Below are 25,532 nucleotides of genomic sequence, written 5' to 3'. Positions count from 1 at the left end.
AATAGGCCAAAAACCGCACGAGGCCACGCCCACGCCGAGGCGTTCTGCCTGATGAAGTACCGCTGCGACGAGTGCGGTCATCAAGAAGTGATCTGGAATTCCAGAGACGGGGTTACGCCCTTCAGCATGGGCTGTCCAAGTTGTGGGGGCCTGTCCCTTCTGCATTGCGACTTTCGGGGCGACGTCTATGCGCCGGGTCACGCTCTCAACCGGGGCCAGCGATTCTGGCGCGACGGCACACCGGAAGAAGCTGAAGCCATCATGCGGCGCCGCTTTGAAATGATGCGGGCCGAGTACCCAATTGCGCCTGAGCGCGCCGAAGAGATCGTCCGTCAAATTCGGGATGGAACGTGCACGGAGTTTCGGCCCGGCTGGCCAACTATTGATCGCCATGCTGAGCAGACATGACCTGCCATCGCATCCAAACCCCCGCGGGTGTCGCCATCGTCTGCGGCCCGACGAAGCGCTGCAAGTGCGGCAACCGCGCCACGCTGGAATGCGACTGGAAGGTGCCGACGAAGAAGTCCGGGACCTGCGACGCGGGCCTGTGTTCGCGCTGCACCACGTCGCCGGCGCCGGAGAAAGACCTCTGCCCAAAACATGCGGCGGAGTGGACGCACCGGCTTGCGCAAGCGGATTCCTCTAAACGCCGTCAGGGAGCAAGCGATGCCTGACCAAACCACCCCCTTCGAACCGTTCGACGATGACGACGACGAGCCCGGCTACTGCGAGGCCTGCTGCAACACGGGCGAGGTCGACTGCTACTGCGGCGGGGACACCTGCGCCTGCGGGGATGAAACCCGGCCCTGCCCACAATGTCATGGAGACGGTTACGATGGCTGAAGACACAAAAATTGAGTGGGCTGACCACACGTTCAATCCGTGGATCGGGTGCACGAAGGTCTCGCCGGCGTGCGATCATTGTTATGCCGAGGCGCAGACGAAGCGGTTTGATCCGGACACGGACCTGTGGAGTGGCGGGCGCCGCCGGACCGCCGAGGCGAACTGGAAACAGCCGCTGAAATGGAACCGGCAGGCGCCGGCGTTTTTCGCAGCGCATGGCCGGATGCCGATGGTGTTCTGCGCGAGCCTTGCGGACGTGTTCGACAACCAGGTGCCGCCGCATTGGCGCGATGCACTCTGGGCGCTGATCGATGCGACGCCAGAACTCATCTGGCTCTTGCTCACCAAACGGCCGCATAACATCCGAAAGATGCTGCCGCCATTCAATTGCTGGGAGAACCATCCCTGGGAGTGGGACACACGGCCATGGCCGAACGTCTGGCTCGGCACGACCGTCGAGAACCAGGCCGAAGCCGACCGGCGCATCCCGCACCTGCTGGCCGTGCCCGCCGCAAAACGTTTCCTGAGCTGCGAGCCCCTGCTGGGGCCGGTGGATCTGACGCGCATCCCCGTCGCCGCACAAATCAACGCGGGCGATCAATTTCGCGACGCCGAAGTCAACTGCCTTTCGAGCGGGATGATCGTTCAACGGCCCGGCATTGATGCGCTGGTCCGCTCACCATCAAAGATCGATTGGGTCATCGCCGGGGGCGAGAGCGGGCCGCAGGCGCGCCCGTCGCACCCCGATTGGTTCCGGGGCCTGCGCGACCAGTGCGCGTCGGCCGGCGTGCCCTTCCTGTTCAAACAATGGGGAGATTGGGTCTGCGAGATTCAAGCGCCGGAAGACGCCGTATTCCCCGGGGAAGGCCGGAACTTTTTCGGGATGCCGGACTACTGGGGAAAGTTAGGGAAGAAGAAGGCCGGGCGCCTGCTCGACGGTGTCCTGCATGACGGTCGCCCGGAGGTGGCGCCATGACCGTGCGTCCGATCATCTTCAGCACACCGATGGTTCAAGCACTGCTCGCTGGCCGCAAGACGCAGACCCGCCGCCTGGCATCCTCACCGCTCCGGCGGGTTGAGGTCGGCGATCTGCTCTGGGTCCGCGAGGCTTACCGGCAGCGCGACGGCGGGGTCATCCGTGACGCTGCGGGCGGTTTCGAAGACGCTTTCGACCCTGAGACAGTCTACGCCGCCACCAGCCCGAAAGGCGGACCGTTCAAGCCTTCAATCCACATGCCCCGCTGGGCCTCGCGCCTCACCCTCGAAGTGACCCGCGTCCGGTATGACCGGCTGCAGGCGATCAGCCGTGAGGACTGCCAGGCTGAAGGCCATCCGTGTCGACCAGAAATTTCTGACGAACTGACGGTGCATCTCGACGCGGCCCACGACTGGTTCATGGACCTCTGGGACACCTTGCACGACAAGCCCGGCGAGCGGTGGGCGGATGATCCGCAGATCGTGGCGCTGACCTTCAAGGTGCACCTCGCCAACGTCGATCAGGTCGCGGCCGGAAAGGCGGTGGTGTGATGGCGCGCGTCCTAATCGCCTGCGAGTTTTCCGGCGTCGTCAGGCGCGCCTTCACAGCGGCGGGCTTCGATACCTGGTCCTGCGATCTTCTGCCGGCGGAGGATGGATCGAACCATCACATCCGCGGGGACGTGCGCGAAATCCTCGACGACGGCTGGGACCTGATGGTCGTCGCGCATCCGCCGTGCACTCGCCTTTGCAATAGCGGTGTCCGCTGGCTGTCAAAGCCGCCGCCGGGCCGGACGGCTGACGACATGCAGACCGAGCTTCGGGACGGCGCCGCGCTGTTCTCCGACCTATGGAACGCGCCGATCCCCCGTGTCGCGGTCGAGAACCCGATCATGCACCGGCATGCCAAGGCGCTGATCCGCAACTACGCGCCGCCGGCACAAACGGTCCAGCCTTGGCAGTTCGGCCACGGAGAGACGAAAGCGACATGCCTGTGGCTTCGCAATCTCCCGGCCTTGACGCCTACCCAGATCGTGGACGGTCGAACCCAGCGCGTCGCCCGGATGCCACCCGGCCCGGATCGCTGGAAAGAGCGCAGCCGCACCTTCGACGGGATCGCCGCCGCGATGGCGGATCAGTGGGGCGCATTGCTTCGCGAGCAGATCAGGAGCGCGGCTTGATCGACCTCCCCTGCCTCGAATGCCCGAACGATCAGGCCGAATTCGTCACCGGCGCGGTGATCTATCCGAACCGCCGCGATCTGGCGGACAAGAAGCTGTGGCGCTGCACCAGATGCGGCGCCTATGTCGGCTGTCATCCGGGGACGGTCGATCCGCTCGGCCGGCCGGCGGGCTTCTACACGCGCCGGGCGCGTGGCTTTGTCCACAAGCTGCTGGACCCGATCTGGCGCGAGGCCTGGCGCGATTATCCCGCCGCGGCGAAGCGGCCGCACATCACCCGCCTGGCGCGCGTCCGCTGCTACGAGTGGCTCGCTGATCGCATGGGGCTGGCGGCCGAGGAATGTCACACCGGCCTTTTCTCCATCGAACAGTGCCGCGAGGCCTACAGGCTGCTGCGCGCGATCACCTACGCTGAGATCAGAGATTGGGCGAAGGCCCGGAGGGAGAAGGTATGAAGACCTGCGAGAACTGCAAATTTCAAGGTGGCTTCGGCCCGCCTCAAGATCAGGACGTCACGCACTTTGTCGAGTTTGTGCGATGCAGACGACGCGCTCCGGTGATCACCGGTGGCATGATGTCGGCGACGATGACGATCTGGCCGCAGGTCCACAAGAATGGCTGGTGCGGAGAGTATGAACCGCCGGACGAAATCATCCCGGAGGGCGACGTGATCCGCGACGGCGACAGGCACTATGCGAAGGACTTCCTGTCATGAGCGACTACACGCCCGAAGAGAAAGCACGAATTGCCGCCGAAGCGCGCGCCGAAGAGGAAGCCCGGCTTGTCCGACCAATGGAACCGCAGCGCGGAAACCGTAGGTCGCGGCGCATCCAGAAGTCGATCTTTCGTAAGACGAAACGCGAGGAGCGGAAGTCATGAGCATCCCCGACGAAGCGCTCGACAACCACCTCGCGATCCTCGGCAAGACGGGTGCGGGCAAGACCGTGACCGCGAAGGGCGCGGTCGAGCGCCTGCTGGACGCTGGTGAACGTGTCTGCATCATTGATCCGACCGGAGCATGGTGGGGCCTGCGCCTCATGGCTGACGGAAAGACGCCTGGCTATCCCGTCGCGATCTTCGGCGGCTCGCGCGCTGATTGTGGAGGACACCCCATGATCGAACACCCCCACACCCGCGAGCGCGCTGAACTGCTGCTGGACGCCCTCGGGCGCAACCCGCTGCCCGTCGTCCCAAAAGCCATCGAAGCGCGCTGTGTGACGATGAGCGAAGATTTGATGCGCGTGATTGAGCGCGCGAAGCGTCCGGATACGGAGGGAACGAAGTGACTGACGAACAGATCACCCAGGTGCGCGAGATCCTTCAATTGGCTGCCAACACGTTTGGCCGCTATGAAGACTTGCACCGAGAAAAAGGCACCGAAGATGGCAACCGCAAGGCCAACGCCAATGCGGCTTTGATGCTGCGTATGGAGGAAGCCCTCGCGCTCCTGCCCGCCCCGGCTCCCGAGAGTGCGGTGGATGAGGTGGAAAAGGTAGCTGCGCAGTTGCGAGCCGACACGCAGATGATGGCTCACAACCGCTGGGACATGGGAATGTCCACATGGAACAGCGTGTCCAACAACATTCTCCGCGCCGCCGACCTTCTCGACGCAGAGCGTGCTGCGCGTGTGAGGGTGGAGGAGGCGGCGATCAAGGCGCTTGATCAGTACGCTGAGTCATTTCGTAAAATGTCCTGCGAAGAATATCTCGTGGACAGGCTAACTTTTGGCGGGGCGAGCGATAACGTCAAGCTGGCAGATGGCAGAGCGCAAGGAATTGAATTGGCCCGTGATCGCCTCGCCGCAGCGCTTCAGGAGCCAGCCCCGGTCGCACAAGGAGACAGCCATGAGTGAGACGACACAGAGCGCGATGCGGCTCATTGCGCCGCAGGACCGCAAGGCGGTCGAGGCCTGGATCGGGGAATGGGCGACGAAGGACGAAGGCGCGGGCATCATCTCGTCGCTTCCGTCCCTGCCGCGCGGCGAAGGCTGGGTCTGGGCGCCGGAGCTGGACATGCTTGAACGCATGCGCTTCCCGCTGATGAAAACCTTCGACAGCTCGAAGGCTCCGAAACGAGGTGAGGCGCGCATCGAGGCGCAGACCCTCGCCGAGGTCGACCTGACGCCGATCCGGCGGGCGCTTGAGCCCGCGCCCCCTTCGGGCGGATCAGCCGTGAAACCTCCGGCCAAGGCGAAGCCGGCTGACTGGCAGGCCGAGACCGACCGCCTCGTTGCGTCAGCTCGCGAGGAAGGCTTCAGCGAAGGTCACAAAAAAGGCATTCAGAGCGGCATCGGAGCCGGCATCCTCATGGCCCAGAAGGCGCTGTCTAAGCTATCGGAAAAGCACTGCGAAGCCGCAGCGGAGATCGCACATCCTTCTGCGCCGCCGCCGCGCAAGCCGGCAGTGAAACCGCCTCAGGTGCCGCAGGCTGCCCCAAGCAGTGACGCAAGCCTGACCGGCCCGGAGCGCACCCTGCTCGGCGCCCTCGCCTTCTGGCGCGCGCTGGGGCACGAACAGCCGTCCCGGGCGATGGTCGCCGGCGTCGCAGGTTGGCGCATCACCAGCGGGCATCTGAAAAACGTGTCCGGCTCTCTGCGGACCAAGGGCATGATCGACTACCCAATGCCGGACCATATCGGGCTGACATCGGCCGGCATCGACGCCGCGCCAGAGCCGCCAGAGGGCGACCCGATCGACCTGATCAAGCCCGTGCTTTCAGGCCCGCAGGTGCAGGTCGTCGATACACTGGCTCAATACGGACGCCGGACGCGCGGCGAGCTATGCAACCTGCTCGGCTGGAACGAAACGAGCGGCCATGTCAAAAACGTGCTGGGGTCGCTGCGGTCGCTCTCGATCGTGACTTATCCGGCGCAGGGCGAAGTCGATCTTGAGGGATGGCTGAAATGAAAACAGCGCTTCTTTTGGCAATGCTGGCGGGCTGCGCCAGTCCCGTGCGGGCTGAGCCCCTGCCGCAGGTCTACGACTGCTCCGAGGCCAATCCGCGCAATCCGTCGAAGGTCTGGACCGCCGCGCCGACGGCTGTGATCGACGGCGACAGCTTCTGCATGGGCGAGGTCGAGATCCGCATGCGCCGCTTCAATGCGCCGGAATACGACGAGCCAGGCGGCCCGGAAGCGCGCGAAAAGTTGCGCGGGCTCCTTTCCTCGGCCGGCGAGCTGACCTGCGAAGGCTTCGCCCGCAACGGCGACCGGATCATTGCTTCCTGCGCACTCCCGGACGGCTCAAGCCTCGACAAGGCGATGAAGCAATGACTACGGGGAGCCCCTATGTCGCGGTCGCCCGCGACCTTTGCCTGAACGTGAAGCGCGTCCGCCAATATCTCGACCGGACGCCTGGATCTCACTTGCTGAACGGGAACCGCAGGGTTTTACTGCCCGAACATATCCTGAAGCTGAAGAAGGCGATGGAGAACCGCCCCAAATGCTCAAGCTCATCGCCCCCGGCACTCGTAAGGGCAACCGCTTCTGGCTCGTCAAAGGGACGTTCGAAGGCGTCAGCGTGGAGCGAAGCACAAGCACTACTGACCGGCGAATAGCCGCCCGGAAGCTGGACGAGATCAAGGACGAGATCCGCGCCCAGATCGCCGCCGGGCCTCAGACAACGTTCGTGCAGGCCGCCGTGCCCTACATGGCCGACCGAAAGGAAGTGATGGCGGCCAAGGGTCTCGCCTATCACAAGTCGGCCGAGGCCCGGTACATGAAGGCCCTCCTCGACCACCTTGGCCCGGAGCGCACCCTGGCGTCGCTGACGCCCCCGATCATCGATGCGGTCGCCCGGGAGCTCTATCCCGAAGCCAAGGCCGTCACGCGCCGCCGGCAGGCCGTCACGCCGATCCGGGCGGTGATCAACCACCACGCCCGCGGCGGGCTTGTGCAGCCATCAGACGCCCAGCGCCGCATCCGCTGGCTGACGCCTGAGGAAGCCGAGCGGCTGATCGAAGGCGCGCGCCGCGTCGATGCCGAGCGCGCCTGCGGCCCGGCGATGTGCGAACGTCTCGTGCTGATGCTGCTCGGCACCGGGTGCCGCACGGGCGAGCTGGTCAACCTGACCTGGGAGAACGTGAACCTGAAGACCGCCGAAGCCTACGTCGCCGATCCGAAGAACGGGATCTCGCGGTGGTCGGGGATCGAACGTGCACGGACGTTGGCGCATCTGCGCGAGTCGCCAGCGGAGGGCGCCGTGATGCTGACGCCGAAGGGCCAGCCCTATCGCATCCGGGACAACAATTCAGGCGGCCAATTCGCGGGCATCTTCAACAAGGCACGCGACTATGCCGGGCTCGAAGCCGAGGGTCCGAGCCGTGTCACGCCGCACGTGCTCCGGCACACATGGGCGACCTGGTTCTGGGTCGCCTCCCGGCACAATCTCGTCGCACTTCAGCGCAACGGGGGATGGGAGGATTCCCGCACAGCGATGCTCTACACGAAGCTGGCGCCGGCCGATCTTTCCACAAGGCTCCGCGCCCATGGGTGGAACTTCGCAAATGGGGGAGATTTCGGGGAAGGCGTCGCCCGCCCTCAACTTCGCGCAGTGTAAACAATGACTTAGCCGAAGCGCCAAGGCCCTTAGCAGGGGCGCGCCTTCGACCACTCGGCCACCTCTCCAACGCGAAAGAGGGGTCTATTGAAACCGCCCCGCCTCCGCAAGCCCTGCATACCGTTGAAATTTGGGAAGTCCCTTCAACCGGATATTGACGATACCCGCATAGCTTCGGCCCCGGAGCGCCCAATTCGGCAGCATGGCAATGTCAACGTTAACATCATCGCCGCCGAACCGGCCGCGCATGGCCGGAAGCGGCTTGCCGGCCACCCCGCCCCTGGCACGCAATCCACTGCTCGGAAGGCGGCGCTCCCGTATCGCTTCGGCCGTGGTGCGCACCAGCGCCCGCTGGGCTGCCATGGCGGCTGCCATCACCTGCAGCATCGCGTTTCTGCCTGAAGGCGTCACCACGTCGCTTCTGCACGCCCTGCCATTCCTCTGCCTTCCCTTCGCCAGCGCGACCGCCTTCGTGTTCTCGCGCGGCTTTGAGTTCAACCGCGGCAACCATGCTGTCGGCCGCATCATTCCTTCCGCCTTCAGCCTCTGGTGTGTCCTTGCCCTGGTGTGTGTCGCCGCGCTGGCCAGCGTGCCGGGGATGCCGGCGAACGCCCTCTTCTCAGCGGCGCTCGGCGTGTTCGCCAGCGGGGTGCTGATCCAGGCCGGCGCCGCAATCGCGTACGACATCCTTCGCCGGCGCGGCCTGTTCAGCGAAACCGCAATTCTTGTCGGGGCAACCGACAACGCGCGCCGCCTCATCGCCGGCAATGCGCGCTCTCGCGAACTCGATATTGTCGGCGTTTTCGACGACCGCACGAGCCGGGCGCCTTCCGATATCGAAGGCGTGCCGGTCATCGGTGCCATCGATGACCTTCTCGGTTGGGACCAGCTGCCCCACATCGACCGCATCATTGTCAGTGTGACCAGCGACGCGCGCGGACGTGTGCGTGGATTGATCGAACGCCTGCGTATCCTCCCGCAACGCGTAGTCCTGTTGCTCGACCTCGACGGCTTCGGAAGCGAAAAGCAGACGCTCGCGCAGATCGCGCGGTCCCCTGCGGCCTATGTCTGCGGTGCCCCGGAAGACCTCCGCCGCGCCATCGTCAAACGCTGCGGCGACATCTTCTTCGCGCTGACGCTACTCGTCGTCTTCGCGCCCGTGCTGCTGGCTGTCGCCATCGCGATCCGGCTCGATAGCCCCGGCCCCATCCTCTTCCGGCAGCGCCGCCACGGGTTCAACAACCGCATCATACGCGTCTGGAAGTTCCGCTCGATGCGGGATGATCCGCGCGCCGAATACGCCATGACGGCGCAGGCCACCGCAGACGACCCCCGCATCACCCGTGTCGGTCAGCTCATTCGCAGCACTTCGCTCGACGAGCTTCCCCAGCTTGTGAACGTGCTGATGGGCGAGATGTCCATCGTGGGGCCTCGCCCCCACGCGCTCGGCATGACGGCCGAGTCAACCGAAGTGCACGCGATCGTAGCCGACTATGCGCACCGTCACCGGGTCAAGCCTGGGATCACGGGCTGGGCCCAGATCAAAGGCTCGCGCGGTCCGGTGCACACCAAGGCGGAAGTGCGCGAACGCATCCGGCTTGACCTTGAATACGTCAATCGAAGCTCGTTCTGGCTCGACCTTTACATCATGTTCATGACTGCGCCTTGCCTCTTTGGCGACCGTCAGAACGCGCGGTAGGACATGTCATGACAAGTCTTTCCGAGCCATCCGACATCATCCTCGCAATATGTATCCCGGCCTACCGGGACAATGCCAGCGACTTGATCCGGGCACTGAGCGCCTTGCCGGAGGCATCCAGGTGCGCCCTGCTTCTCTATGACGATGGCTCAGGTGACCCGGAGCTCGCCCGCGAACACACCGACGCGCTGGCAGTCTACCCCGGCCCCACACGCCATGAAGTCGCCGCCGAAAACCGGGGGCGCAGCTTTGCGCGAAACTGGCTGGTCGCCAACGCACAGTCAGACTGGATCCTGCTGATCGACGCCGACATGCGTCCCGACCAGCAGGATTTCCTCGAAGCCTACATCGCCGCCCTGCGCAGCGCGGGCGGACCCGCCCTGATCGCCGGCGGTTTTTCGGTCGACCAGGCAAACCCTGCGCCCGACCGGCGCCTTCACTACGCGCAATCGCGCAAGTCTGACTGCGTGGACGCCGCCGTGCGCCAGTCAGACCCCGGCCGCTACGTTTTCAGCTCGAACGTGCTCGTGCATCGCGCCATCTTTGACAGCGTCGCCTTCGACGAGTCCTTTTCTGGCTGGGGATGGGAAGATGTCGAGTGGGGCCTGCGCGTGGCAGACGCCTTTCCAGTCATCCACATCGACAACACCGCAACGCACATGGGTCTGGAGACCGACGCCCGCCTGCTGGAAAAGTTCGGCAATTCCGGCGCCAATTTTGCCCGCCTCGTACAACGCCATCCGGACGCTGGCGCGCGCATGCCGCTCCTTCGCGCCGCGCAACGGGTCAAGGGCATCCCCCTGCTCGCGCCTGCAGCACGCACGCTGGCCGCCGCGCGTTTCCTGCCGGACCCCGTGCGAGTCATGGCCCTGAAAATCTACCGTGCCGCCGCCTATGCGCCATTCGTGGAGCCTGCGCCGTGACCATGGCGACCGCCGGCGACTACGCGCCCAGCCGCAGCCTGCCGGCGCGCCTTGAACGCCGCCGCGTGCAGTGGCGTACGGCTGCCCCCCTCGCGCGGACACCGGATCGCCCGATCATCACCTTCACCTTCGACGATTTTCCGAAGTCGGCCGCCGAAGCAGGCGCCGCCATCCTTGAAGCCGCAGACGCCCGGGCCACGTACTACGCCGCCAGCGGTCTCGCCGGCACGCGTCTCGTTCTTGGCGAGATGTACGACGCGGGTGATCTCGCGTGTCTGCGCGCGTCGGGCCATGAAATCGCAAGCCATACCCACAGCCATGCGGACTGCGCCCGCAGACCGCTTGCCGACAGCCTGGCCGACATCGCCCAGGGCGAAACGAACCTGCGGGCGATGCATGCCGGACACGACACCCGCCAGTTCGCCTATCCGTTCGGCGAAACAACGTTCGCCCTGAAGCGGGCGCTCGCTGGCCGGTATGACTGCGCCCGTGGCATCCTTCCCGGCATCAACCGCAAGGGCAGCGACCGCACCCAGCTGCGCGCCATCGAACTCGGCGATGACCTTTCACGTATTGTCCGCGCGCTCGACGCCATCCGGGAGGTCGTCCGCAAACCCGGCTGGTTGATCTTCTACACCCACGATGTGCGCGAAAACCCGTCCGCCTACGGCGTATCCCCGGAAACCCTCCAACAGATCGTCAGCGCAGCCCGCGCCAGCCGCGCCGACATCCTGCCCATGCAAACCGCCTACGCCCGTATCATGGCAGGTGCCACATGAGCGCGCCGGTCACGGTAGTGATCCCGACATTCCGGCGCCCAGATTGCCTCGCACGGGCCCTCGAGAGTGTGTTCGCGCAAACGGGCGCGCCGCCGTTCGACGTCCTTGTCGTCGACAACGATCCCGCTGCAAGCGCCCGCGCAGTCGCCGATCAGTTCGCACAACAAGCCGTGAGCGGCATCCGCCTCACCTACCTGCATGAACCGCACCCCGGTGTGGCGAACGCCCGCAACGCCGCCATTGGCGCCGTCCGCACGCCGCTCGTCGCTTTCCTTGACGACGACCAGACGGCCACCGAGACCTGGCTCGCGGCCCTGCTGGCCTGCCACAAACGCTTCCCGGCCGCCGTGACCTTCGGCCCCGTGCGCGCCGCCCTTCCTGCCCCCGGCGGCCCGCACGAAGCTTACCTCACCGAGTTCTTCAGCCGGCCGGAATCGGGGCCGACGGGCTACATCCGCCAGCCCTTCGGCTGCGGCAACTCCCTCGTCGACCTGTCAGCCATTCCGCCCGCTCGCCCGGTATTCGATGCACGCACGAATGAAACCGGCGGCGAAGATGATCTCTTCTTCGCCCGCGTCAAAGCGGCTGGCGGTGCTTTTGCCTGGTGCGCCGAAGCCGCGGTACTTGAGCACGTCCCCGCGGCCCGCGCCCGGCTTGGCTATACGCTCCACCGCGCCCTTGCCTACGGCCAGGGGCCGATCACGCTGGCCCGCCGGAAGACGCCGGTCGACTGGCCGGCGATTGCACTCTGGATGGGCGTCGGCGCCTACAAGCTGGCCGGCAACGGCGCCTTGTACCTCGCGGGCCTCATCACGCGCAGCCCGCACCGGGCCTGGCACCTTGACCGCGCCGCGCGCGGTCTGGGAAAGCTGATCTGGTGGGTCAAGTTCCGCTTCTACGGCGCCGCGCAGCTCTAGAGCGAGCCGTCAAGACGCCCCGCGAGCAGGGCGTCATCCTGAATCCGGTTCATCACGATCCCGAGCACCCGCCCGCCATGCGCCTCGATATCCTGGCGCATCGCCGCTACATCCGCTGCTGCCGTCTGGTCCGCCTTCACCACCAGCACCACGCCGTCGGCCTGCGATACGAAGGCCAGCGCGGCGCGTGTCCGCTCCAGTGGCGGCGCATCAATCACGATCCAGTCCGCAGCCGCTCTGAGCGCGGTCCACCATCCGGGCGCCGTTCGCAGCTGCACCTTCTCGCCGGCCGCCAGCCGGTCTCGGCGAAAGCGCGTCACCAGCAGGCGAAGCCCGTCAATCTGGTGGGCATTGAACAGCTTGCCGTAAGCGGGATCCTTCTCACGCCCGGCAACGGCGTAAATCTGCTCGGCGCCCAGCGACGCATCCAGCGCGTGTCCCGGCCGGCCAGCATCCTTGATGATGCCCTGCGCAAATGCCGTGTACTGAGTGTTCCGCCGGATATCGAGATCCACCAGCCAGGCCGTGCGGGCAGCGCGGCTTGCCGCGATCAGCGCGAAGGATGCCGCCACACTGCTCGTGCCTTCACCCGCATGCGCAGCAACGAACAGGATGACCCGTCCGCCCCGCGCCGGTTCCACCTGCGAGGCGAGCCGCCAGAGGCCGGCTAGGTCTGCCCTGAGGTCACGCATCCGCGAACCTTCTCAATACTTCTGGATCGAGGCAAGCACGGGCAGACCCAGCGTGCGCTCGGCCGCGCCGGGCGTCGCAAACCCGCTGCGCGTCAATGCCCGCATCAGCCCTACTACCAGCGCCGTGAACCCCGCGAACAGCAGCGCCAGGACCGCCGCCGGCACTTTCAGGCTTGATCCCTTGATCGGCGCAGTTGCGGGCTCCAGCAGCCGGATATTGTCCGCATTGCGCTGTGTCAGCTCGCCGCGCGCCCGCTCTTCCACTTCGCGCTCGGCAAACGCCTGCGCGGAACGTTCTGCCACATCCCGGCTGCGTTCAAGCTCCTGCAGCGCCGGCTCCAGTTCCACGAGCCTCCTCTGACGCTCCTCGAACGCGCCGATCTGCGACTTCAACTCGGTCTCCTGGCTGCGCAGCGCCTGCACTTCCGATTGCAGCGTCGCAATCGACGCCTCGACCTGCTGGTAAAGCGGGTTCGGCCCCCGGCGCACCACACCGCCCGGCCCGCTGCGCGTGTCCAGAAACGCTTCCGCCTGCTCGATACGCTTGTCCAGTTCCGTGATCACGCGGGAATCCTCGCGGTAGCGCGACAGCTTCTCCTCACGTTCCAGCTTCAGCGCGGTCAGCGTCTGCTGCGTCGAGTCCTCCACATACAGATCCTGTTCCGGCGGAATCGTCTTGATCTGCCGCTGGTAGTTCGCGAGTTGCGACTCCAGCTGGCGCATGCGCGACTGCGTCACCAGCAGCTCGCTGCTCGCCGACTGGTAAAGCTGACGCAGCGTGTCGCGCTCGCCCGCAAGGTTGGTCAGGTTGTTCGCCAGCAAGTAGGCGCGGATCGCCTGGTCCGCTTCGGCGAGGTCCTGTTCGAACCGCTCGCGCTGCTCCCGGAACCGGTCCGGACGGTCGTCCGCGAAGATGTCGGCGCGGTAGGCGAGGTAGGCCTCCACCAGCGCATTCAGCAGCTCGGCCGACATCGCGGCATTGCGGTGTTCGAACTCGGCAATCATCACCGGATTCTTCGGCGTCCCGCCCGCCGTCAGCCCTTCCGCAATCGCCGCGACGCCTTCACGCCCACACGTCTCCGGCTTGCAGCGCGCCGCGATCTCCGGATAGGCCCGCGCAAGGGTCACCTTCGCCAGCGCCGCCTCGGCCACCACCGGGCTGCGCAGCAGCTCCAGCTCGGACTGCACCAGCGCCTCGATCTCCGGCGACACGGTGCCGCCTTGCCCGGCCGGGCCGACCGACGGGCGATACACATACTCGTCACCGAGCGAGACCATCAGGCGCGCGACCGACGTATAGCTGCGCGGCAACGTCATCGCCGCCAGCAGCCCGAGCAGCAGCAAGGGCAGGAAGACAGCGGTCATCAGCCACTTTGCGCGCCAGAGATGCACGGCAATGTCCAGCGCGCCGAGCCGGGGGCGAATTCGCCCTGCCGCCGTCGCCGTCCCTGGATTGCCCTCGCCGGCCGTCGCCATCGTTTGTCCTGACCCCGGAATGCCTCAACGTTCAGGCTTCGCATGTCGCATTTGATATTTCCTTAATCATTAACGCCGATGTCTGGAGGCCAGCAGAGACAGCATCCCGGTTCATGCCCGAAGCCCACGGCCCCCTGCGCGCCCGCGTTCAGATCGCCCTTGCCGCCGGCCTTCTGGCCGCCTGCGTCAACGCTTGCGCCGCGGCGCCTGCCAAGGCGTCGGACACATTCCCGATCGACGCCTGGGCCGGCGCTAGCCTCGCCGATACCGCTTACTTGCTCGCACCCGGCGACAAGATCGAAGTCATCGTCCACACCGCGCCTGAACTCTCGCGCGAACTCGTGGTCGCCCCCGATGGCCGCATCCGCATGCCGCTGGCCGGGTCCGTCATGGCAATGGCGATGACACCTGACGAACTCGCCGAAATCCTCCGCGACGCGCTCGCCAGCGAACTGATCGATCCCGACCTCGACGTCGTCACCACCGAGTTCGCCTCTCAGAAAGTCTTCGTCGGCGGCGAAGTGCGCGAACCCGGCATGTTCGACCTGCCGGGCCAGATCGACCCCTTCCAGGCCATCGTCATGGCGGGCGGCCTGACCCGCGACGCCCAGCCCAAGGACGTCATCCTGATCCGGCGCCTGCCCGGCGGCGAAGTCCGCTCCGCCCTCATCGACGTGCGCTCCGGCCTGCGTGACCCGGCCTTCGCGGGCTGGCTGCCGCTGCGCCGGTTCGACATCATCTACGTGCCGCGCACCCGGATCTCCGAGCAGAACCAGTTCGTGCAGCAATACATCCGCGATGCGCTGCCCGTGCAGTTCTCGCTGTTTTACGACGTCAGCGGCAACAACCGCTAAGCCGCGACCGGGACATTTCGGCCACTATCTGCAGCGCGCCTGTTCTGGCAGAATGCGCGCATGACCCAATACTTCGAACCCATCCCCTATTCGCTCTGGTCGACGGACAAGGCTGCCTTCGCCGACAAGCTCGGCCGGTCCTTCCGCGAGACCGGCTTTGCCGTGATCACCGGCCACCCGGTCTCCGAAAAGACCATCAACGACAACCTCGCCGCCACGAAGGCCTTCTTCGCGCTGCCGGTTGAAGCCAAGGAGGCGTATCACGATGCGCCGGGCGGCCGCCAACGCGGCTACACGCCGTTTGCGACCGAGAACGCCAAGGGCCAGGCCAAGGCCGACCTGAAAGAGTTCTGGCACACCGGCCGCGACCTTCCCGCGGGCTCGCCCTACCGCGACACGATGAAGGATACCCCGCACGTTGCCGAGGTTCCGGATTTCGACCGCGCCACGCGCACGCTCTACGCGGAGCTCGACGCGTTCGGCGCGGACATCCTGAAAGGTGTCGCCCTCCATCTTGGCCTTTCCGAGAACTGGTTCGGCGACAAGGTCAATTTCGGCAACTCGATCCTCCGCCTGCTGCACTATCCGCCGCAAATGGATCCGCCGCCGGAAGGTTCAGTCCGCGCCGGCGCCCACGAGGACATCAACGTCATCACGCTTCTGCTCGGCGCCGAAGAAGCTGGCCTCGAAGTGAAGCATCGCTCCGGCAAATGGCTCGCGGTCAACCCGCCCGCCGGCGCCCTCGTCATCAATTGCGGCGACATGCTCCAGCGCTACACCGGCGGCGTGCTGCCCTCGACCACGCACCGCGTCGTCAATCCGTCCCCGGAGCGTTCGAAGTTCCCGCGCTACTCGACGCCTTTCTTCCTGCACTTCAACCAGGACTTCCTGATCGAAGCCCTGCCCGGCTGCCTCGCCGAAGGCGGCAAGGCCGAACCTCCGATCACGGCGCAGGACTTCCTGATGGAACGCCTGCGCGACATCGGCCTCGTCAAAGCCTGACCCTCGCAAACCCCTTCTCCCTTCAGGGAGAAGGGGTTGCGGATGAGGGGGCGCAACCCCTGCAACCTGCGCAATGATGGCCGGCGAAACCGGCCTAGGCCCGCGCCACAAACTCCCGGAACGCATCGACCGTGTCGAACGCATAGTCGGGCCGCTCGGCTTCCAGCGCCGCCTTCATCCCGAATCCCCAGGCCACCGAGGCCGTCATGAGGCGCACGTCGCGCGCCGCTTCTATATCGCGGATCTCGTCGCCAACGCCGAGCGCACGCGCCGGCGCAACATTCGTCTGCCTCAGCACGTCGCGAAAATGCTTCGCCTTGCCGAACATGCCGGCGCCGCAGCTCCAGGCGCTGATCAGGCCACTGAGCTCGGGCCCAAGCGCCCGGCGCACATTGATTTCCGCATTCGAAGAGACGACCGCCATCGGCACCTCCGACGCGGCGAGCGTGCGCAGCACCTCGGGTATGCCCTCGAACAAGGGAAACGCCTCTGCCCGCGCCGCCCGCTTGCGCACATGCACCGCGATCAGCACCAGCTTCCAGTGCGGAATCTTCAGGATACGCATCACCTCGCGCGGCGGCTTGTGACGCAGCACTTCCAGCTCTTCCTCGTCCGGGCACCGGAATCCAAACCTCCGCGCAAGATCCGGCAGGATCGACCGGAACCAGCCGGCGCTGTCTGCCAGCGTGCCGTCGAAGTCGAAGACCACCAGATCGAAGGGACGCGCGCTGTTCAAACGACCGCCTAGATCAATCCACCGAGCGGCGAGCTCGGATCGGCATACATCTTCTTGGGCATCCGCCCGGCAAGGTAAGCGTCGCGACCGGCGATCACGGCATGCTTCATCGCGCGCGCCATGCGCACCGGATCCTTCGCAGCGGCGATGGCGGTATTCATCAGTACACCATCACATCCGAGTTCCATCGCAATCGCAGCGTCGGACGCTGTGCCGACGCCGGCGTCGACGATCACCGGCACACGCGCCGCCTCGACGATCAGGCGGATGTTCACCGGGTTCATGATGCCGAGGCCAGAGCCGATCAGGCTCCCGAGCGGCATGATCGCGCAGCAGCCTGCCTCTTCCAGCAGGCGCGCGTAGACCGGGTCATCCGAGCAATACACCATCACATCGAAGCCATCCTTGATCAGGGCTTCAGCCGCCTTCAGCGTCTCCGGCATGTTCGGATAAAGCGTCTTCTGGTCCGCCAGAACTTCCAGCTTCACGAGGTTCCACCCGCCTGCTTCGCGCGCGAGGCGTAACGTGCGCACCGACTCGTCGGCCGTGTAGCAGCCCGCAGTGTTCGGCAGGTAGGTGAACTCGTCCGGCGTCACAAAGTCCGACAGGATGTCCTGGCTCTTGTCAGTCAGGTTCACGCGCCGCAGCGCCACGGTCACGATTTCGGCGCCGGCCGCGCGCGCCGCTTCAGCGTTCTGTGCATAGGACGCATACTTGCCCGTGCCCACGATCAGGCGCGAAGAATACGTCTTGCCGGCGATGATCAACGGGTCGTCAGGGTGCTTTTCGGTCATGCGGCTGATCTGGCCGTCCTTGTCCCGGGCGTCAACGCTTCACACGCCTGCCGCGCGAAAACACTCCATAAATACCCCCTCTCCACAGGGCGTTTTATGGACAGGTTGTGGAGTGTTTCAGCCGCCGCCGACGAACTGCACCAGCTCGATCCGGTCGCCTTCGGCCAGCGTCGTCAGCGCGTGCTCGGACTTCGGAACGATCTCGAGATTGCGCTCGACAGCGACCCCGCGCGGGTCCCGTCCCGCCTGCGCGGCCAGCTGTTCGACGAGCATGGCAACGGTGGTGCCACCCGCAATTTCCAGCGTCTCGCCATTCAGCGTTATCTTCATGGCAGTCTCGCTCCTGTTGCCCTCTTGCAACACATGGGAATCCAGCGCAAACGGGCTCCCATGTCGAAACCGGTATATGTCCTCGGTGGCCCAAATCTCAATCTGCTCGGCACGCGCGAGCCCGAGATTTACGGCCGGGACACCTTGGAAGATATTCACGCCCGGCTGCGCGCGCTGGCGCAGGATGCGCCGCTTGTGCTGCGCCAGACCAATTCCGAAGGCGAGCTCGTCACCTGGGTGCAGGAAGCCGGCCGCGAAGGCTCGGTCCTCATCCTCAACGCCGCCGCCTATACCCACACGTCCATCGCCCTTCATGACGCCTTGAAATCACTCAAGATTCCCGTCATTGAAGTTCACTTGTCAAATCCGGCGGCCCGCGAAGCGTTCCGGCACGTTAACTATGTTGCACCTGTTGCAACGGCTACGATTGCCGGGCTAGGTGCCTACGGATACGAACTCGCACTGGGGGCTGCCCTTCGCCTCACCGGTCGAGGAGGAAGCTGAAAAACATGAGTACTTCCAAGAGCAAGCTGGACACCGGCCTGATCCGCGAACTTGCCGCCATCCTGAGGGAAGGCGATCTTGGCGAAATCGAGATCGAGCATGAAGGCCTGAAGCTGCGCGTCTCGCGCGGTGGTACGCAGGTTGTCCACGCCGCCGTCGCGGCCGCGCCGGCACCGGCCATGGCCGCCCCCGCCGCCCTGCCCGCACCGGCCGGCCCGGGCGCGGCGGCCGTCCCCTCGGCGGCGCCGGACAACGCGGTGAAATCCCCGATGGTCGGCACCGTCTACCTGTCGCCTGACCCGCAGACGAAGCCTTACGTGAATGTCGGCGACAAGGTGAAGAAGGGTGACACCCTGATGCTGGTCGAAGCCATGAAGACCTTCAACCCGGTCGAAGCCGACCGCGCCGGCACCGTCAAAGCCATCTACGTCCAGAATGCCCAGCCCGTCGAATATGGCGAGCCGCTCGTCCTGATCGAGTAGTCATGGCTGAAACCCGCACCATTCATAAGGTCCTGATCGCGAATCGCGGCGAGATTGCGCTGCGCATCCATCGCGCGTGCAAGGAAATGGGCCTCGCCACCGTCGTCGTTCACTCCGAAGCCGACCGCGATGCGATGGCCGTGCGCCTTGCCGACGAAAGCGTTTGTATCGGCCCGGCCCCGTCCTCGGAAAGCTACCTCAAGAAGTCGCGCATCCTGGCGGCGGCCGAAATCACCGGCGCCGATGCGATCCACCCCGGCTACGGCTTCCTGTCGGAGAACGCCCAGTTCGCCGAAATGGTCGAAGCGCACGGCCTGGCCTTCATCGGCCCGACCGCCGAGCACATCCGCATCATGGGCGACAAGATCGCCGCGAAAGCCGCCATGATCGAAGCCGGCGTGCCTTGCGTGCCCGGCTCCGAAGGCGCGCTCGAATCGATTTCCGAAGCGAAGAAAGCCGCCAAGAAGATCGGCTACCCCGTCCTCGTGAAAGCCTCCGCCGGCGGCGGCGGGCGCGGCATGAAGCTCGCCCTCACCGAGGCCGATCTCGAGAACGCGGTGAAGACCGCCAAGACCGAAGCGAAGGCCGCCTTCGGCGACGACGCTGTCTACCTCGAGAAATACCTCCAGGGCCCGCGCCACATCGAGTTGCAGGTGATCGCCGACACGCACGGCAACGTCGCGCACCTCTGGGAGCGTGACTGCTCGCTGCAGCGCCGCAACCAGAAGGTCTTCGAGGAAGCGCCCTCGCCGGCGCTCAACCAGATCCAGCGCGAAGAGATCGGCATGATCTGCGCCCGCGCGATGCAGAAGATCGGCTATCGCGGCGCCGGCACGATCGAATTCCTCTACGAGGACGGCAAATTCTACTTCATCGAAATGAACACCCGTCTCCAGGTCGAGCATCCGGTCACCGAAATGATCACCGGCATCGATCTCGTGCGCGAACAGATCCGCATTGCCGAAGGCAAGGCGCTCTCGTTCCGCCAGGAAGACGTGATGCTGGTCGGCCATGCCATCGAATGTCGCATCAACGCGGAGCACCCGGAAACCTTCGTGCCGTCCCCGGGCCTGATCACCGAATTCCATGCGCCGGGCGGGCCGGACGTGCGCCTCGATAGCGCGGCCTATGCCGGCTACCGCATCCCGCCGCACTACGACTCGCTGATCGGCAAGCTGATCGTGCACGGCCGCACCCGGCGCGAATGCCTGATGCGTCTCAAGCGCTCGCTGCAGGAAATGGTCGTCGGCGGCGTCCACACGACGCTCGACCTGCACCGCCGCCTCGTCGACAACGACGATGTGGTCGCCGGCAATTACAACATTCACTGGCTGGAAAAATTCCTGGCCGAAGTGAAAGCGGCAGAGGCCGCAGCAGCAGCCGAGGGCTGAACCCGGCGAAACCTGACGCCTGGGTGAAGACAGATGCAGAAAGCAGAACCAGTCCTGCAGTCGCGTGCGGAGGGCGTGCTGACGCTCACCCTCAACCGGCCCGAGGCGCTCAATTCGCTCAACCGCAACCTGATGGAAAACCTGCGTGCGGCGCTGGCGCAGGCGGGAGCAGACGAGTCTGTCCGTGCCCTGATCATCACCGGCGCTGGCCGCGGGTTCTGCGCCGGCGCCGATCTCGTCGAACAGAGTGACACGCCGCCCATTTCGCGCGGCCAAGGCATCTCGGACGGGATGACCAGCCATTTCAACCCGCTCGCCCGCGACCTGGCCGCTTTCCCGAAACCGACCGTCGCGGCCGTCAACGGTGTCGCCGCAGGCGGCGGGGTCGGCCTTGCACTGGCCTGCGACATCGTCGTGGCGGCAAAGTCGGCAACTTTCATCCAGGTCTTCGCGCCGCAGCTTGGCCTCGTGCCGGACATGGGCTGCTCGTGGCACCTGCCCCGCCTCATCGGCGCGGCCCGGGCCAAAGGCCTGGCGCTCCTCGGCGACCGGCTGCGTGCCGAGGACGCCGCCGCCTGGGGGCTCATCTGGCAAGCCGTCGATGACGAGACGCTGACCGCCCGCGCGCGCGACATCGCTGGCAAGCTGGCAGGCGGGCCGACCCGCGGCCTTGTCGCCACCCGCAACGTGCTGGCCGCCGCGTTTGACAATGACCTTGCCGCCCAACTCGACCTTGAGCGGCGCACGCAGTTCGAACTTGGCAATACCGAGGATTTCGCCGAGGGCGTTCGCGCGTTCGTCCAGAAGCGTCCGCCTGAGTTCAAAGGCCGCTGACACCGGCCCGCGACGGCGCGTTTACTTCCCGCGCGGCACAAACCATATCTGCGCCATGTCTGCGCGCTTCAGCACCCAGGACCTGCTCGCCTGCTATCGGCGGGGCGTGTTTCCGATGGCGGATTCACGCGATGATCCGAGCCTGTTCCTGGTCGATCCGGAGCGCCGCGGCCTGCTGCCGCTCGACGCCTTCCACATTCCCAGACGCCTGAAGCGCCGCGTCCTGCAGGACCCTTTCCGCGTCACGTTCGACACCGCCTTCACGCGCGTCATCGAGGCGTGCGGCGAGCCGCATCCGAACCGGCCAAACACCTGGATCAACTCGGCGATCGTCAATCTCTATTGCGCGCTTCACCGGGAGGGCCACGCCCATTCCGTCGAATGCTGGGACGGCGACCGGCTGGTCGGCGGGCTTTATGGCGTCGCGGTCGGCGGCGCCTTTTTCGGCGAGAGCATGTTCAGCCGCGCCGATGACGCGTCCAAGATCGCGCTCGTGCATCTCGCCGCGCGCCTCATCGACCGAGGCTATGTCCTGCTGGATGCGCAGTTCTACAATCCACACCTCGACCAGTTCGGCCTGATCGAAGTGTCACGCGAAGAATTCCGTGCACGGCTGAAGCGCGCGCTGAAGGTGCAGGCGAGCTTCCACCCGGAGGCCGGCGATCAGTCGATCGGTTCGGGTTCTTCCGGCAAGGCTGGCGGCTGGTCGGACTCGGTCACACCTGACGGCACGTCATCCACCAGCGGTTCATCGCCGAGCGGAATGGTCACGCGGTCCGGCAGCTTCACGGGCGCAGGCGCGGTGCAGCGGATCACCCAGATATCATAGACCGGATGCTCCAGCGCGCTGAGGCCGGGCGAGGAGGCATACATCCAGCCCGAAAACACCAGCGGCGCTTCCTTCACTTCATCCGTCTCTTCGTCCGCCATCGGAAGGGTCGACGTGATCTGCAGGAAAGCGGCGCTTTCGGGCACCTCTTCCGGCGGGGTCTGGAAGCAGGCTTTGAGGTCGATGTTGAGCGAACCGTAAACGACCGGCGTGCCGACCTTGACGACGATATCGGTCGAGCGGCCGGTGATCTTGTCAAGCGCCCGCAGCGTGGCGCGGTTTTCCTTCGCATAGGTCGCCGCCGAGGCGATGCCGACCAGCGCAAGTCCGACAACCGCCGTTGCGGCGACGCGAAGCAGGGTTTTCAAGGTTCAACTCCGTCAAACTCTTCAGCCGGTTCGTCCGCAGACGTATCATCGCCGCCGCCACCGCCGCCCGAGGCGAACGAAGCGAACAGCGTCAGCAGGTCGACACTGCCGCGCGTGTACTGGATTTCGCCGGTGCCATCCTGCGGGATGTTGTCCATGCCCGCGCCCGGCTCAAGCGCCACATAGGCGCCGCCGAGCAGGCCGTCGGTCGAGATGCGCGCGTCGGTATCGTCCGGCAGCGCCCATTTCTGGTCGAGGCTCAGCGTCATCACCGCCTCGAAACGCTCCGGATCGCCGTCGATGGCTTTCACCACGCCGGCCTTCACGCCCGCGATGCGCACATCCGAGCCGCGCGAGACGCCGGACACGTTGTTGAAGCGCGCGGTCACGTCATAGGTCTTGCCGGCCGTCGTTGCCTCCCCGCCGCGCGCCAGCGCGAACCAGAGGAAGAACGCCGCCACGCCGACCACCAGCGCGCCGATCAGGGTTTCAAACGCAGATTCACGCATCCGGGGTCCAGGCCTCGTAGTCGGCATCCGATTTCTGGCGCGCGTCGCCGGCAGCCAGGCTGCCCTTCGGTTTCGTGGCGTAAGGCGTGCCGGTCATGTTCGGGGTATGGTCGATTTCCCACTCGCGCCGGTCGAGCGGCATCTTCGTGGGCGGCGATTCGAGCGTGTGGTGCAGCCAGCCGTGCCAGTCAGCCGGCACTTTCGAAGGCTCGGCGAGGCCATGGTACATCACATACCGGCGCCGGCGCCCTTCCAGCGAGGGCTTGCGCTCCTCGAAATAGCGGTTCCCGTATTCGTCATGGCCGACATAGGTCGCACGGCGACCGATATCGAAGGCCGCGCCGATCGTGTTGCCGCTCCACCAGGTGAAAATCTGCTTAAGCATCTCGGGATTTCCTGACCTCACTTGATGGCCGCAATATGGCCCCGCTGCGGCAAGTAATCCATCCGCCGCCTGCAGGCAACTTTGCCGCAAACACGCGGCTGCACAGGGTTGCGGCGGCCCCTGCCGCAAGGCACCCTGCGGCCAACTGATTCGGTGCGGAGCCCCGTCATGGCAGCAAAATCCCCCCATGAACTGCTGGAAGCGGCTGAAGCGGATGGTCTCCTGTCCCCGGAAATCCGCTTGCGGGACGTCCTGCGCTCCGCCGGCCGGCCGCCACAGCCTTTGACCGGGCCAGCCCTGCGGGACGTCCGCGCCGCCTGGTCTGCCGCCAACCTGCTCGGCGTATCCCAGCTCGCCACCGCCGAAATGCTCGAACGCCTCGGCGATGCGCCGAAGAATGCCGAACTGGCCGAAGCCCTCGCCGCGGGCCTGCCCCAGGATGTGCTGGAAGAGGCCCTGCGCCAGCCGGGCGGCATCCTGAAAACCGCCGCCTCACTGCGCGCCGCCGCCGTCAGCACCCCTTCGCCGCGCCCCGGCGTGTTCGAGGCCGGCCATATCGATGCAACCCTCTCCGCCTCGCTGCTGGGCGCGCTCGAGGAAGGCGCCGAGATCCACCTGATGCGCAGCGCGCTGCCTGAGGCCGGCACGCGTTGCCGCGTCCTGGATGTCGCGCAGGCGGTTGGCCCGGCCGGTCTCGAAGCCGATTACCTCGTCACCGCCGTCGATGCAGCGGCCCGCAGTCTGGGCGATGGCATGCTGGTCGTCGCCGGGCTTGGCGCCGCCGTACTATCGCTTGGCCTCGACTATGCCTCCGAGACGGGCGTCAACGTCGGCGCGGCGATTGCCGCCCTGGTCAAGTCCGCCGCCACCGGCGCCGCCTTCCCGGCAGCTCAGGGACGCCTGCTCGGCCTCGAGGCCATGAAGGCATCCGGCCGCAAACCGTGCCAGCTGGCCGTGCTGCCCCTGCGCGACATGGCAGCCGTGTTGCCGGAATGCGAGAGCGAGGGCGCCGCCCCCGTGCGCACCGTGCTCGCTTACGGCGAAGACGCGCCCAGCCTGTCACGCGCAGCCCGGCTCGGCCTTGCCCGCCGTGCGCCGGAACAGCTTCCCCTGCTGCTCGAACGCCTCGCCCAGGCAGGCGAACACGACCTCGATTCAGCGCTCGGCCGCTCGCGCCTGCGCGACCGCGGGTTCACCGAGGAAGCCATCGACCGCGTCACGCGCGCCATTGGTGACGGCCTGCCGCTGAACGCCGCCTTCTCGCGCTGGGTGCTCGGCGACGAGATCATCGTCTCCGACCTGAAACTGTCACCCGAGCGCTTCGATTCCGACGGCCGCGCCCTGCTCTCGGCGGTCGGCTTTTCGAAGAAGGACATCGCCGCAGCCGAACTCGCCATTGACGGCGCCATCGAAGACATCGCGGGCAAAGGCCTCGCCCAGTCAGGCCTGTCGCTGCAGGTGAGCGCTGACGCCGAGATCCGGTTCACCGCCGCCGTCGCCCGGGCGCTCGGCGGTGTCGGCATGCTGCGCGCGCCGTCGGCTGAAGGTCTCCGTCTCGCCGAAGCGGCGATGGCCGCCGGCCTGTCGGCCCTGATGACCGGCCACCGCGCCCCGCCCTCCGACGACCTGCGCCTGCGCATGGAACAGATCATCTCGCTCGCCGAAGAAATCGTGGAGGATGCCGACGCCCTGCCGGACCTTCCCGCCCTGTCCGAGGAGCCGCCCGCCCGCGTGCGGCGCACACGCCTGCCCGACCGCCGCAAAGGCTACATCCAGAAAGCAACCGTCGGGGGCCACAAGGTCTACTTGCACACCGGCGAATTCGACGATGGCAGCCTCGGCGAGATATTCATCGACATGCACAAGGAAGGCGCCGCCTTCCGCAGCCTGATGAACAATTTCGCCATCTCGGTCTCGCTCGGCCTGCAATACGGTGTGCCGCTCGAAGAGTATGCCGACGCCTTCGTGTTCACCCGGTTCGAACCTGCCGGCGCCGTGACCGGCAATGACCGGATCACCAACGCCACCTCGATCCTCGACTACATCTTCCGCGAGCTCGCCGTGTCCTATCTGGGCCGCGATGACCTCACGACGGCTGACGTCACGCATGACGGCCTCGGCCGGGGCGCCGGCGATGCGACCCGGGCAGAAGCGGCGTTCTCCAGCGAAGCGGCGCAGTTCATTTCTCGCGGCTTCTCGCGTGGCCAGCTGCCGGACAACATCGTGATCCTGGACAAGCGCCGCGCCGAAAAGGCAGCCGAAGAACCGGCTGAGAGCGAAGCCGCCCTGATGCCGACCTATGTCGCACAGGCCTGTCCGTCCTGCGGCAGCTTCACGCTGTTCGAAGCCGGCCCGGACGGGCATCTGGCGTGCGACACCTGCGGCGAGGAAAGCCGCGCCAGCCAGTAACCTGACAGGCGAACGGGCCCCCGGCTCGCACTTCTCCCGGCGCGAATTACATGACCATGCGGCA

32 protein-coding genes, 1 tRNA gene and 2 pseudogenes are annotated in these 25,532 nt (G+C 66.0%); 25 read left to right on the top strand and 10 right to left on the bottom strand.

Translation table 11 applies throughout. From position 1 onward, the window contains the following. Nucleotides 1-51: 51 nt before the first annotated feature. From IPK75_12585 to IPK75_12525, 13 genes and pseudogenes are all read left to right on the top strand, one after another. Nucleotides 52-408, top strand: a complete 357-nt coding sequence (locus tag IPK75_12585; protein MBK8199192.1) for a hypothetical protein — start codon at nucleotides 52-54, stop codon at nucleotides 406-408. Further along, nucleotides 405-674 (top strand): hypothetical protein, encoded by a 270-nt coding sequence (locus tag IPK75_12580; GenBank protein ID MBK8199191.1) that lies wholly within the window; start codon nucleotides 405-407, stop codon nucleotides 672-674. Before IPK75_12585 ends, IPK75_12580 begins: the two co-directional genes overlap by 4 nt. A 161-nt stretch (nucleotides 675-835) precedes the next feature. Continuing rightward, nucleotides 836-1,819 carry a phage Gp37/Gp68 family protein gene (locus IPK75_12575; GenBank protein ID MBK8199190.1) on the top strand — a complete coding sequence of 328 codons (984 nt, stop codon included), beginning with the start codon at nucleotides 836-838 and terminating at the stop codon, nucleotides 1,817-1,819. Then, on the top strand, nucleotides 1,816-2,370 hold the full coding sequence (locus tag IPK75_12570; protein MBK8199189.1) for a hypothetical protein: 555 nt from the start codon (nucleotides 1,816-1,818) through the stop codon (nucleotides 2,368-2,370). Before IPK75_12575 ends, IPK75_12570 begins: the two co-directional genes overlap by 4 nt. Next, the gene (locus tag IPK75_12565; GenBank protein ID MBK8199188.1) at nucleotides 2,370-2,999 is read left to right on the top strand and encodes a hypothetical protein; all 630 of its coding nucleotides are present in this window, start codon (nucleotides 2,370-2,372) and stop codon (nucleotides 2,997-2,999) included. The genes IPK75_12570 and IPK75_12565 overlap by 1 nt, the downstream gene beginning before the upstream one ends. Next, on the top strand, nucleotides 2,996-3,454 hold the full coding sequence (locus IPK75_12560) for a hypothetical protein (GenBank protein ID MBK8199187.1): 459 nt from the start codon (nucleotides 2,996-2,998) through the stop codon (nucleotides 3,452-3,454). Before IPK75_12565 ends, IPK75_12560 begins: the two co-directional genes overlap by 4 nt. Next, nucleotides 3,451-3,714 (top strand): hypothetical protein, encoded by a 264-nt coding sequence (locus IPK75_12555; GenBank protein ID MBK8199186.1) that lies wholly within the window; start codon nucleotides 3,451-3,453, stop codon nucleotides 3,712-3,714. Before IPK75_12560 ends, IPK75_12555 begins: the two co-directional genes overlap by 4 nt. After that, nucleotides 3,711-3,878, top strand: a complete 168-nt coding sequence (locus IPK75_12550) for a hypothetical protein (GenBank protein ID MBK8199185.1) — start codon at nucleotides 3,711-3,713, stop codon at nucleotides 3,876-3,878. Before IPK75_12555 ends, IPK75_12550 begins: the two co-directional genes overlap by 4 nt. After that, nucleotides 3,875-4,285, top strand: a complete 411-nt coding sequence (locus IPK75_12545; protein MBK8199184.1) for a DUF87 domain-containing protein — start codon at nucleotides 3,875-3,877, stop codon at nucleotides 4,283-4,285. Before IPK75_12550 ends, IPK75_12545 begins: the two co-directional genes overlap by 4 nt. Continuing rightward, a complete protein-coding gene (locus IPK75_12540) occupies nucleotides 4,282-4,851 on the top strand; it encodes a hypothetical protein (GenBank protein ID MBK8199183.1) in 570 nt (189 codons plus the stop codon). Before IPK75_12545 ends, IPK75_12540 begins: the two co-directional genes overlap by 4 nt. After that, nucleotides 4,844-5,905 (top strand): hypothetical protein, encoded by a 1,062-nt coding sequence (locus IPK75_12535; GenBank protein ID MBK8199182.1) that lies wholly within the window; start codon nucleotides 4,844-4,846, stop codon nucleotides 5,903-5,905. Before IPK75_12540 ends, IPK75_12535 begins: the two co-directional genes overlap by 8 nt. Then, a complete protein-coding gene (locus IPK75_12530) occupies nucleotides 5,902-6,270 on the top strand; it encodes a hypothetical protein (GenBank protein MBK8199181.1) in 369 nt (122 codons plus the stop codon). The genes IPK75_12535 and IPK75_12530 overlap by 4 nt, the downstream gene beginning before the upstream one ends. A 169-nt stretch (nucleotides 6,271-6,439) precedes the next feature. Next, nucleotides 6,440-7,453, top strand: a pseudogene (locus tag IPK75_12525) (tyrosine-type recombinase/integrase). 50 nt (nucleotides 7,454-7,503) lie between these two features. Here the strand turns inward: IPK75_12525 and IPK75_12520 are convergent. Beyond that, nucleotides 7,504-7,623, bottom strand: a tRNA-Ser gene (locus IPK75_12520). A gap of 16 nt (nucleotides 7,624-7,639) precedes the next feature. Further along, a complete protein-coding gene (locus IPK75_12515; GenBank protein ID MBK8199180.1) occupies nucleotides 7,640-7,942 on the bottom strand; it encodes a hypothetical protein in 303 nt (100 codons plus the stop codon). Between IPK75_12515 and IPK75_12510 the strand changes: the two genes are divergently transcribed. The 4 genes from IPK75_12510 to IPK75_12495 are packed head-to-tail and all read left to right on the top strand — an operon-like array spanning nucleotide 7,917 to nucleotide 11,873. Next, complete coding sequence (locus IPK75_12510; protein ID MBK8199179.1) at nucleotides 7,917-9,254, top strand: exopolysaccharide biosynthesis polyprenyl glycosylphosphotransferase; 1,338 nt, start codon at nucleotides 7,917-7,919, stop codon at nucleotides 9,252-9,254. The genes IPK75_12515 and IPK75_12510 overlap by 26 nt on opposite strands. An 8-nt stretch (nucleotides 9,255-9,262) precedes the next feature. Then, entirely contained in the window at nucleotides 9,263-10,177 is a 915-nt protein-coding gene (locus IPK75_12505; protein MBK8199178.1) for a glycosyltransferase family 2 protein, read from the top strand. Next, nucleotides 10,174-10,956: a polysaccharide deacetylase family protein gene (locus IPK75_12500; GenBank protein MBK8199177.1), complete on the top strand. Its 783-nt coding sequence runs from the start codon at nucleotides 10,174-10,176 to the stop codon at nucleotides 10,954-10,956. Before IPK75_12505 ends, IPK75_12500 begins: the two co-directional genes overlap by 4 nt. Then, on the top strand, nucleotides 10,953-11,873 hold the full coding sequence (locus IPK75_12495; GenBank protein ID MBK8199176.1) for a glycosyltransferase family 2 protein: 921 nt from the start codon (nucleotides 10,953-10,955) through the stop codon (nucleotides 11,871-11,873). The genes IPK75_12500 and IPK75_12495 overlap by 4 nt, the downstream gene beginning before the upstream one ends. On the opposite strand, the gene IPK75_12490 is transcribed toward IPK75_12495, so the two are convergent. Both IPK75_12490 and IPK75_12485 read right to left on the bottom strand, forming a co-directional pair. Continuing rightward, on the bottom strand, nucleotides 11,870-12,565 hold the full coding sequence (locus tag IPK75_12490; protein ID MBK8199175.1) for a hypothetical protein: 696 nt from the start codon (nucleotides 12,563-12,565) through the stop codon (nucleotides 11,870-11,872). The two genes, IPK75_12495 and IPK75_12490, sit on opposite strands and share 4 nt — an antisense overlap. 12 nt (nucleotides 12,566-12,577) lie before the next feature. Beyond that, complete coding sequence (locus tag IPK75_12485; protein ID MBK8199174.1) at nucleotides 12,578-14,041, bottom strand: hypothetical protein; 1,464 nt, start codon at nucleotides 14,039-14,041, stop codon at nucleotides 12,578-12,580. Nucleotides 14,042-14,154: 113 nt separating this feature from the next. Here IPK75_12485 and IPK75_12480 point away from each other — a divergent pair, with 113 nt between their 5' ends. Further along, nucleotides 14,155-14,895 carry a polysaccharide export protein gene (locus tag IPK75_12480; GenBank protein ID MBK8199173.1) on the top strand — a complete coding sequence of 247 codons (741 nt, stop codon included), beginning with the start codon at nucleotides 14,155-14,157 and terminating at the stop codon, nucleotides 14,893-14,895. 60 nt (nucleotides 14,896-14,955) lie between these two features. Next, the gene (locus IPK75_12475; GenBank protein ID MBK8199172.1) at nucleotides 14,956-15,897 is read left to right on the top strand and encodes an isopenicillin N synthase family oxygenase; all 942 of its coding nucleotides are present in this window, start codon (nucleotides 14,956-14,958) and stop codon (nucleotides 15,895-15,897) included. Nucleotides 15,898-15,991: 94 nt separating this feature from the next. On the opposite strand, the gene IPK75_12470 is transcribed toward IPK75_12475, so the two are convergent. The 3 genes from IPK75_12470 to thiS form a co-directional block, all read right to left on the bottom strand. After that, nucleotides 15,992-16,633, bottom strand: a complete 642-nt coding sequence (locus tag IPK75_12470; GenBank protein MBK8199171.1) for an HAD hydrolase-like protein — start codon at nucleotides 16,631-16,633, stop codon at nucleotides 15,992-15,994. An 8-nt stretch (nucleotides 16,634-16,641) separates the two neighbouring features. Continuing rightward, the gene (locus IPK75_12465; protein ID MBK8199170.1) at nucleotides 16,642-17,427 is read right to left on the bottom strand and encodes a thiazole synthase; all 786 of its coding nucleotides are present in this window, start codon (nucleotides 17,425-17,427) and stop codon (nucleotides 16,642-16,644) included. A 117-nt stretch (nucleotides 17,428-17,544) separates the two neighbouring features. After that, on the bottom strand, nucleotides 17,545-17,757 hold the full coding sequence (thiS, locus tag IPK75_12460) for a sulfur carrier protein ThiS (GenBank protein MBK8199169.1): 213 nt from the start codon (nucleotides 17,755-17,757) through the stop codon (nucleotides 17,545-17,547). Nucleotides 17,758-17,817: 60 nt separating this feature from the next. On the opposite strand from thiS, the gene IPK75_12455 reads away from it, so the two are divergent. Genes IPK75_12455 through IPK75_12435 form a run of 5 tightly spaced genes read left to right on the top strand, consistent with a single transcriptional unit; the run spans nucleotide 17,818 to nucleotide 21,797 of the window. Then, nucleotides 17,818-18,261 (top strand): 3-dehydroquinate dehydratase, encoded by a 444-nt coding sequence (locus IPK75_12455; protein ID MBK8199168.1) that lies wholly within the window; start codon nucleotides 17,818-17,820, stop codon nucleotides 18,259-18,261. A gap of 5 nt (nucleotides 18,262-18,266) precedes the next feature. Continuing rightward, a complete protein-coding gene (gene accB / locus IPK75_12450; protein ID MBK8199167.1) occupies nucleotides 18,267-18,743 on the top strand; it encodes an acetyl-CoA carboxylase biotin carboxyl carrier protein in 477 nt (158 codons plus the stop codon). A 2-nt stretch (nucleotides 18,744-18,745) separates the two neighbouring features. Continuing rightward, nucleotides 18,746-20,134 carry an acetyl-CoA carboxylase biotin carboxylase subunit gene (gene accC / locus IPK75_12445; GenBank protein MBK8199166.1) on the top strand — a complete coding sequence of 463 codons (1,389 nt, stop codon included), beginning with the start codon at nucleotides 18,746-18,748 and terminating at the stop codon, nucleotides 20,132-20,134. Between the two features lie 33 nt (nucleotides 20,135-20,167). Continuing rightward, nucleotides 20,168-20,968 carry an enoyl-CoA hydratase/isomerase family protein gene (locus IPK75_12440; GenBank protein MBK8199165.1) on the top strand — a complete coding sequence of 267 codons (801 nt, stop codon included), beginning with the start codon at nucleotides 20,168-20,170 and terminating at the stop codon, nucleotides 20,966-20,968. A gap of 55 nt (nucleotides 20,969-21,023) precedes the next feature. Further along, a complete protein-coding gene (locus IPK75_12435; protein ID MBK8199164.1) occupies nucleotides 21,024-21,797 on the top strand; it encodes a leucyl/phenylalanyl-tRNA--protein transferase in 774 nt (257 codons plus the stop codon). On the opposite strand, the pseudogene IPK75_12430 reads toward IPK75_12435, so the two are convergent. From IPK75_12430 to IPK75_12420, 3 genes and pseudogenes are all read right to left on the bottom strand, one after another. Continuing rightward, nucleotides 21,773-22,117 (bottom strand): annotated as a pseudogene (locus IPK75_12430) (DUF2155 domain-containing protein). The gene IPK75_12435 and the pseudogene IPK75_12430 overlap by 25 nt on opposite strands. A gap of 44 nt (nucleotides 22,118-22,161) precedes the next feature. After that, the gene (gene mlaD / locus IPK75_12425; protein ID MBK8199163.1) at nucleotides 22,162-22,674 is read right to left on the bottom strand and encodes an outer membrane lipid asymmetry maintenance protein MlaD; all 513 of its coding nucleotides are present in this window, start codon (nucleotides 22,672-22,674) and stop codon (nucleotides 22,162-22,164) included. Further along, entirely contained in the window at nucleotides 22,667-23,059 is a 393-nt protein-coding gene (locus IPK75_12420; GenBank protein MBK8199162.1) for an NADH:ubiquinone oxidoreductase subunit NDUFA12, read from the bottom strand. Before IPK75_12420 ends, mlaD begins: the two co-directional genes overlap by 8 nt. Nucleotides 23,060-23,227: 168 nt before the next feature. On the opposite strand from IPK75_12420, the gene IPK75_12415 reads away from it, so the two are divergent. Beyond that, nucleotides 23,228-25,468 (top strand): hypothetical protein, encoded by a 2,241-nt coding sequence (locus IPK75_12415; protein MBK8199161.1) that lies wholly within the window; start codon nucleotides 23,228-23,230, stop codon nucleotides 25,466-25,468. Nucleotides 25,469-25,532: the final 64 nt, after the last annotated feature.

Source organism: Acidobacteriota bacterium, assembly GCA_016712445.1.
GTDB lineage: Bacteria > Pseudomonadota > Alphaproteobacteria > Caulobacterales > Hyphomonadaceae > Hyphomonas.
The sequence above is the reverse complement of the archived record's forward strand: the minus strand, read 5'-3'. Positions and strand labels throughout refer to the sequence as shown.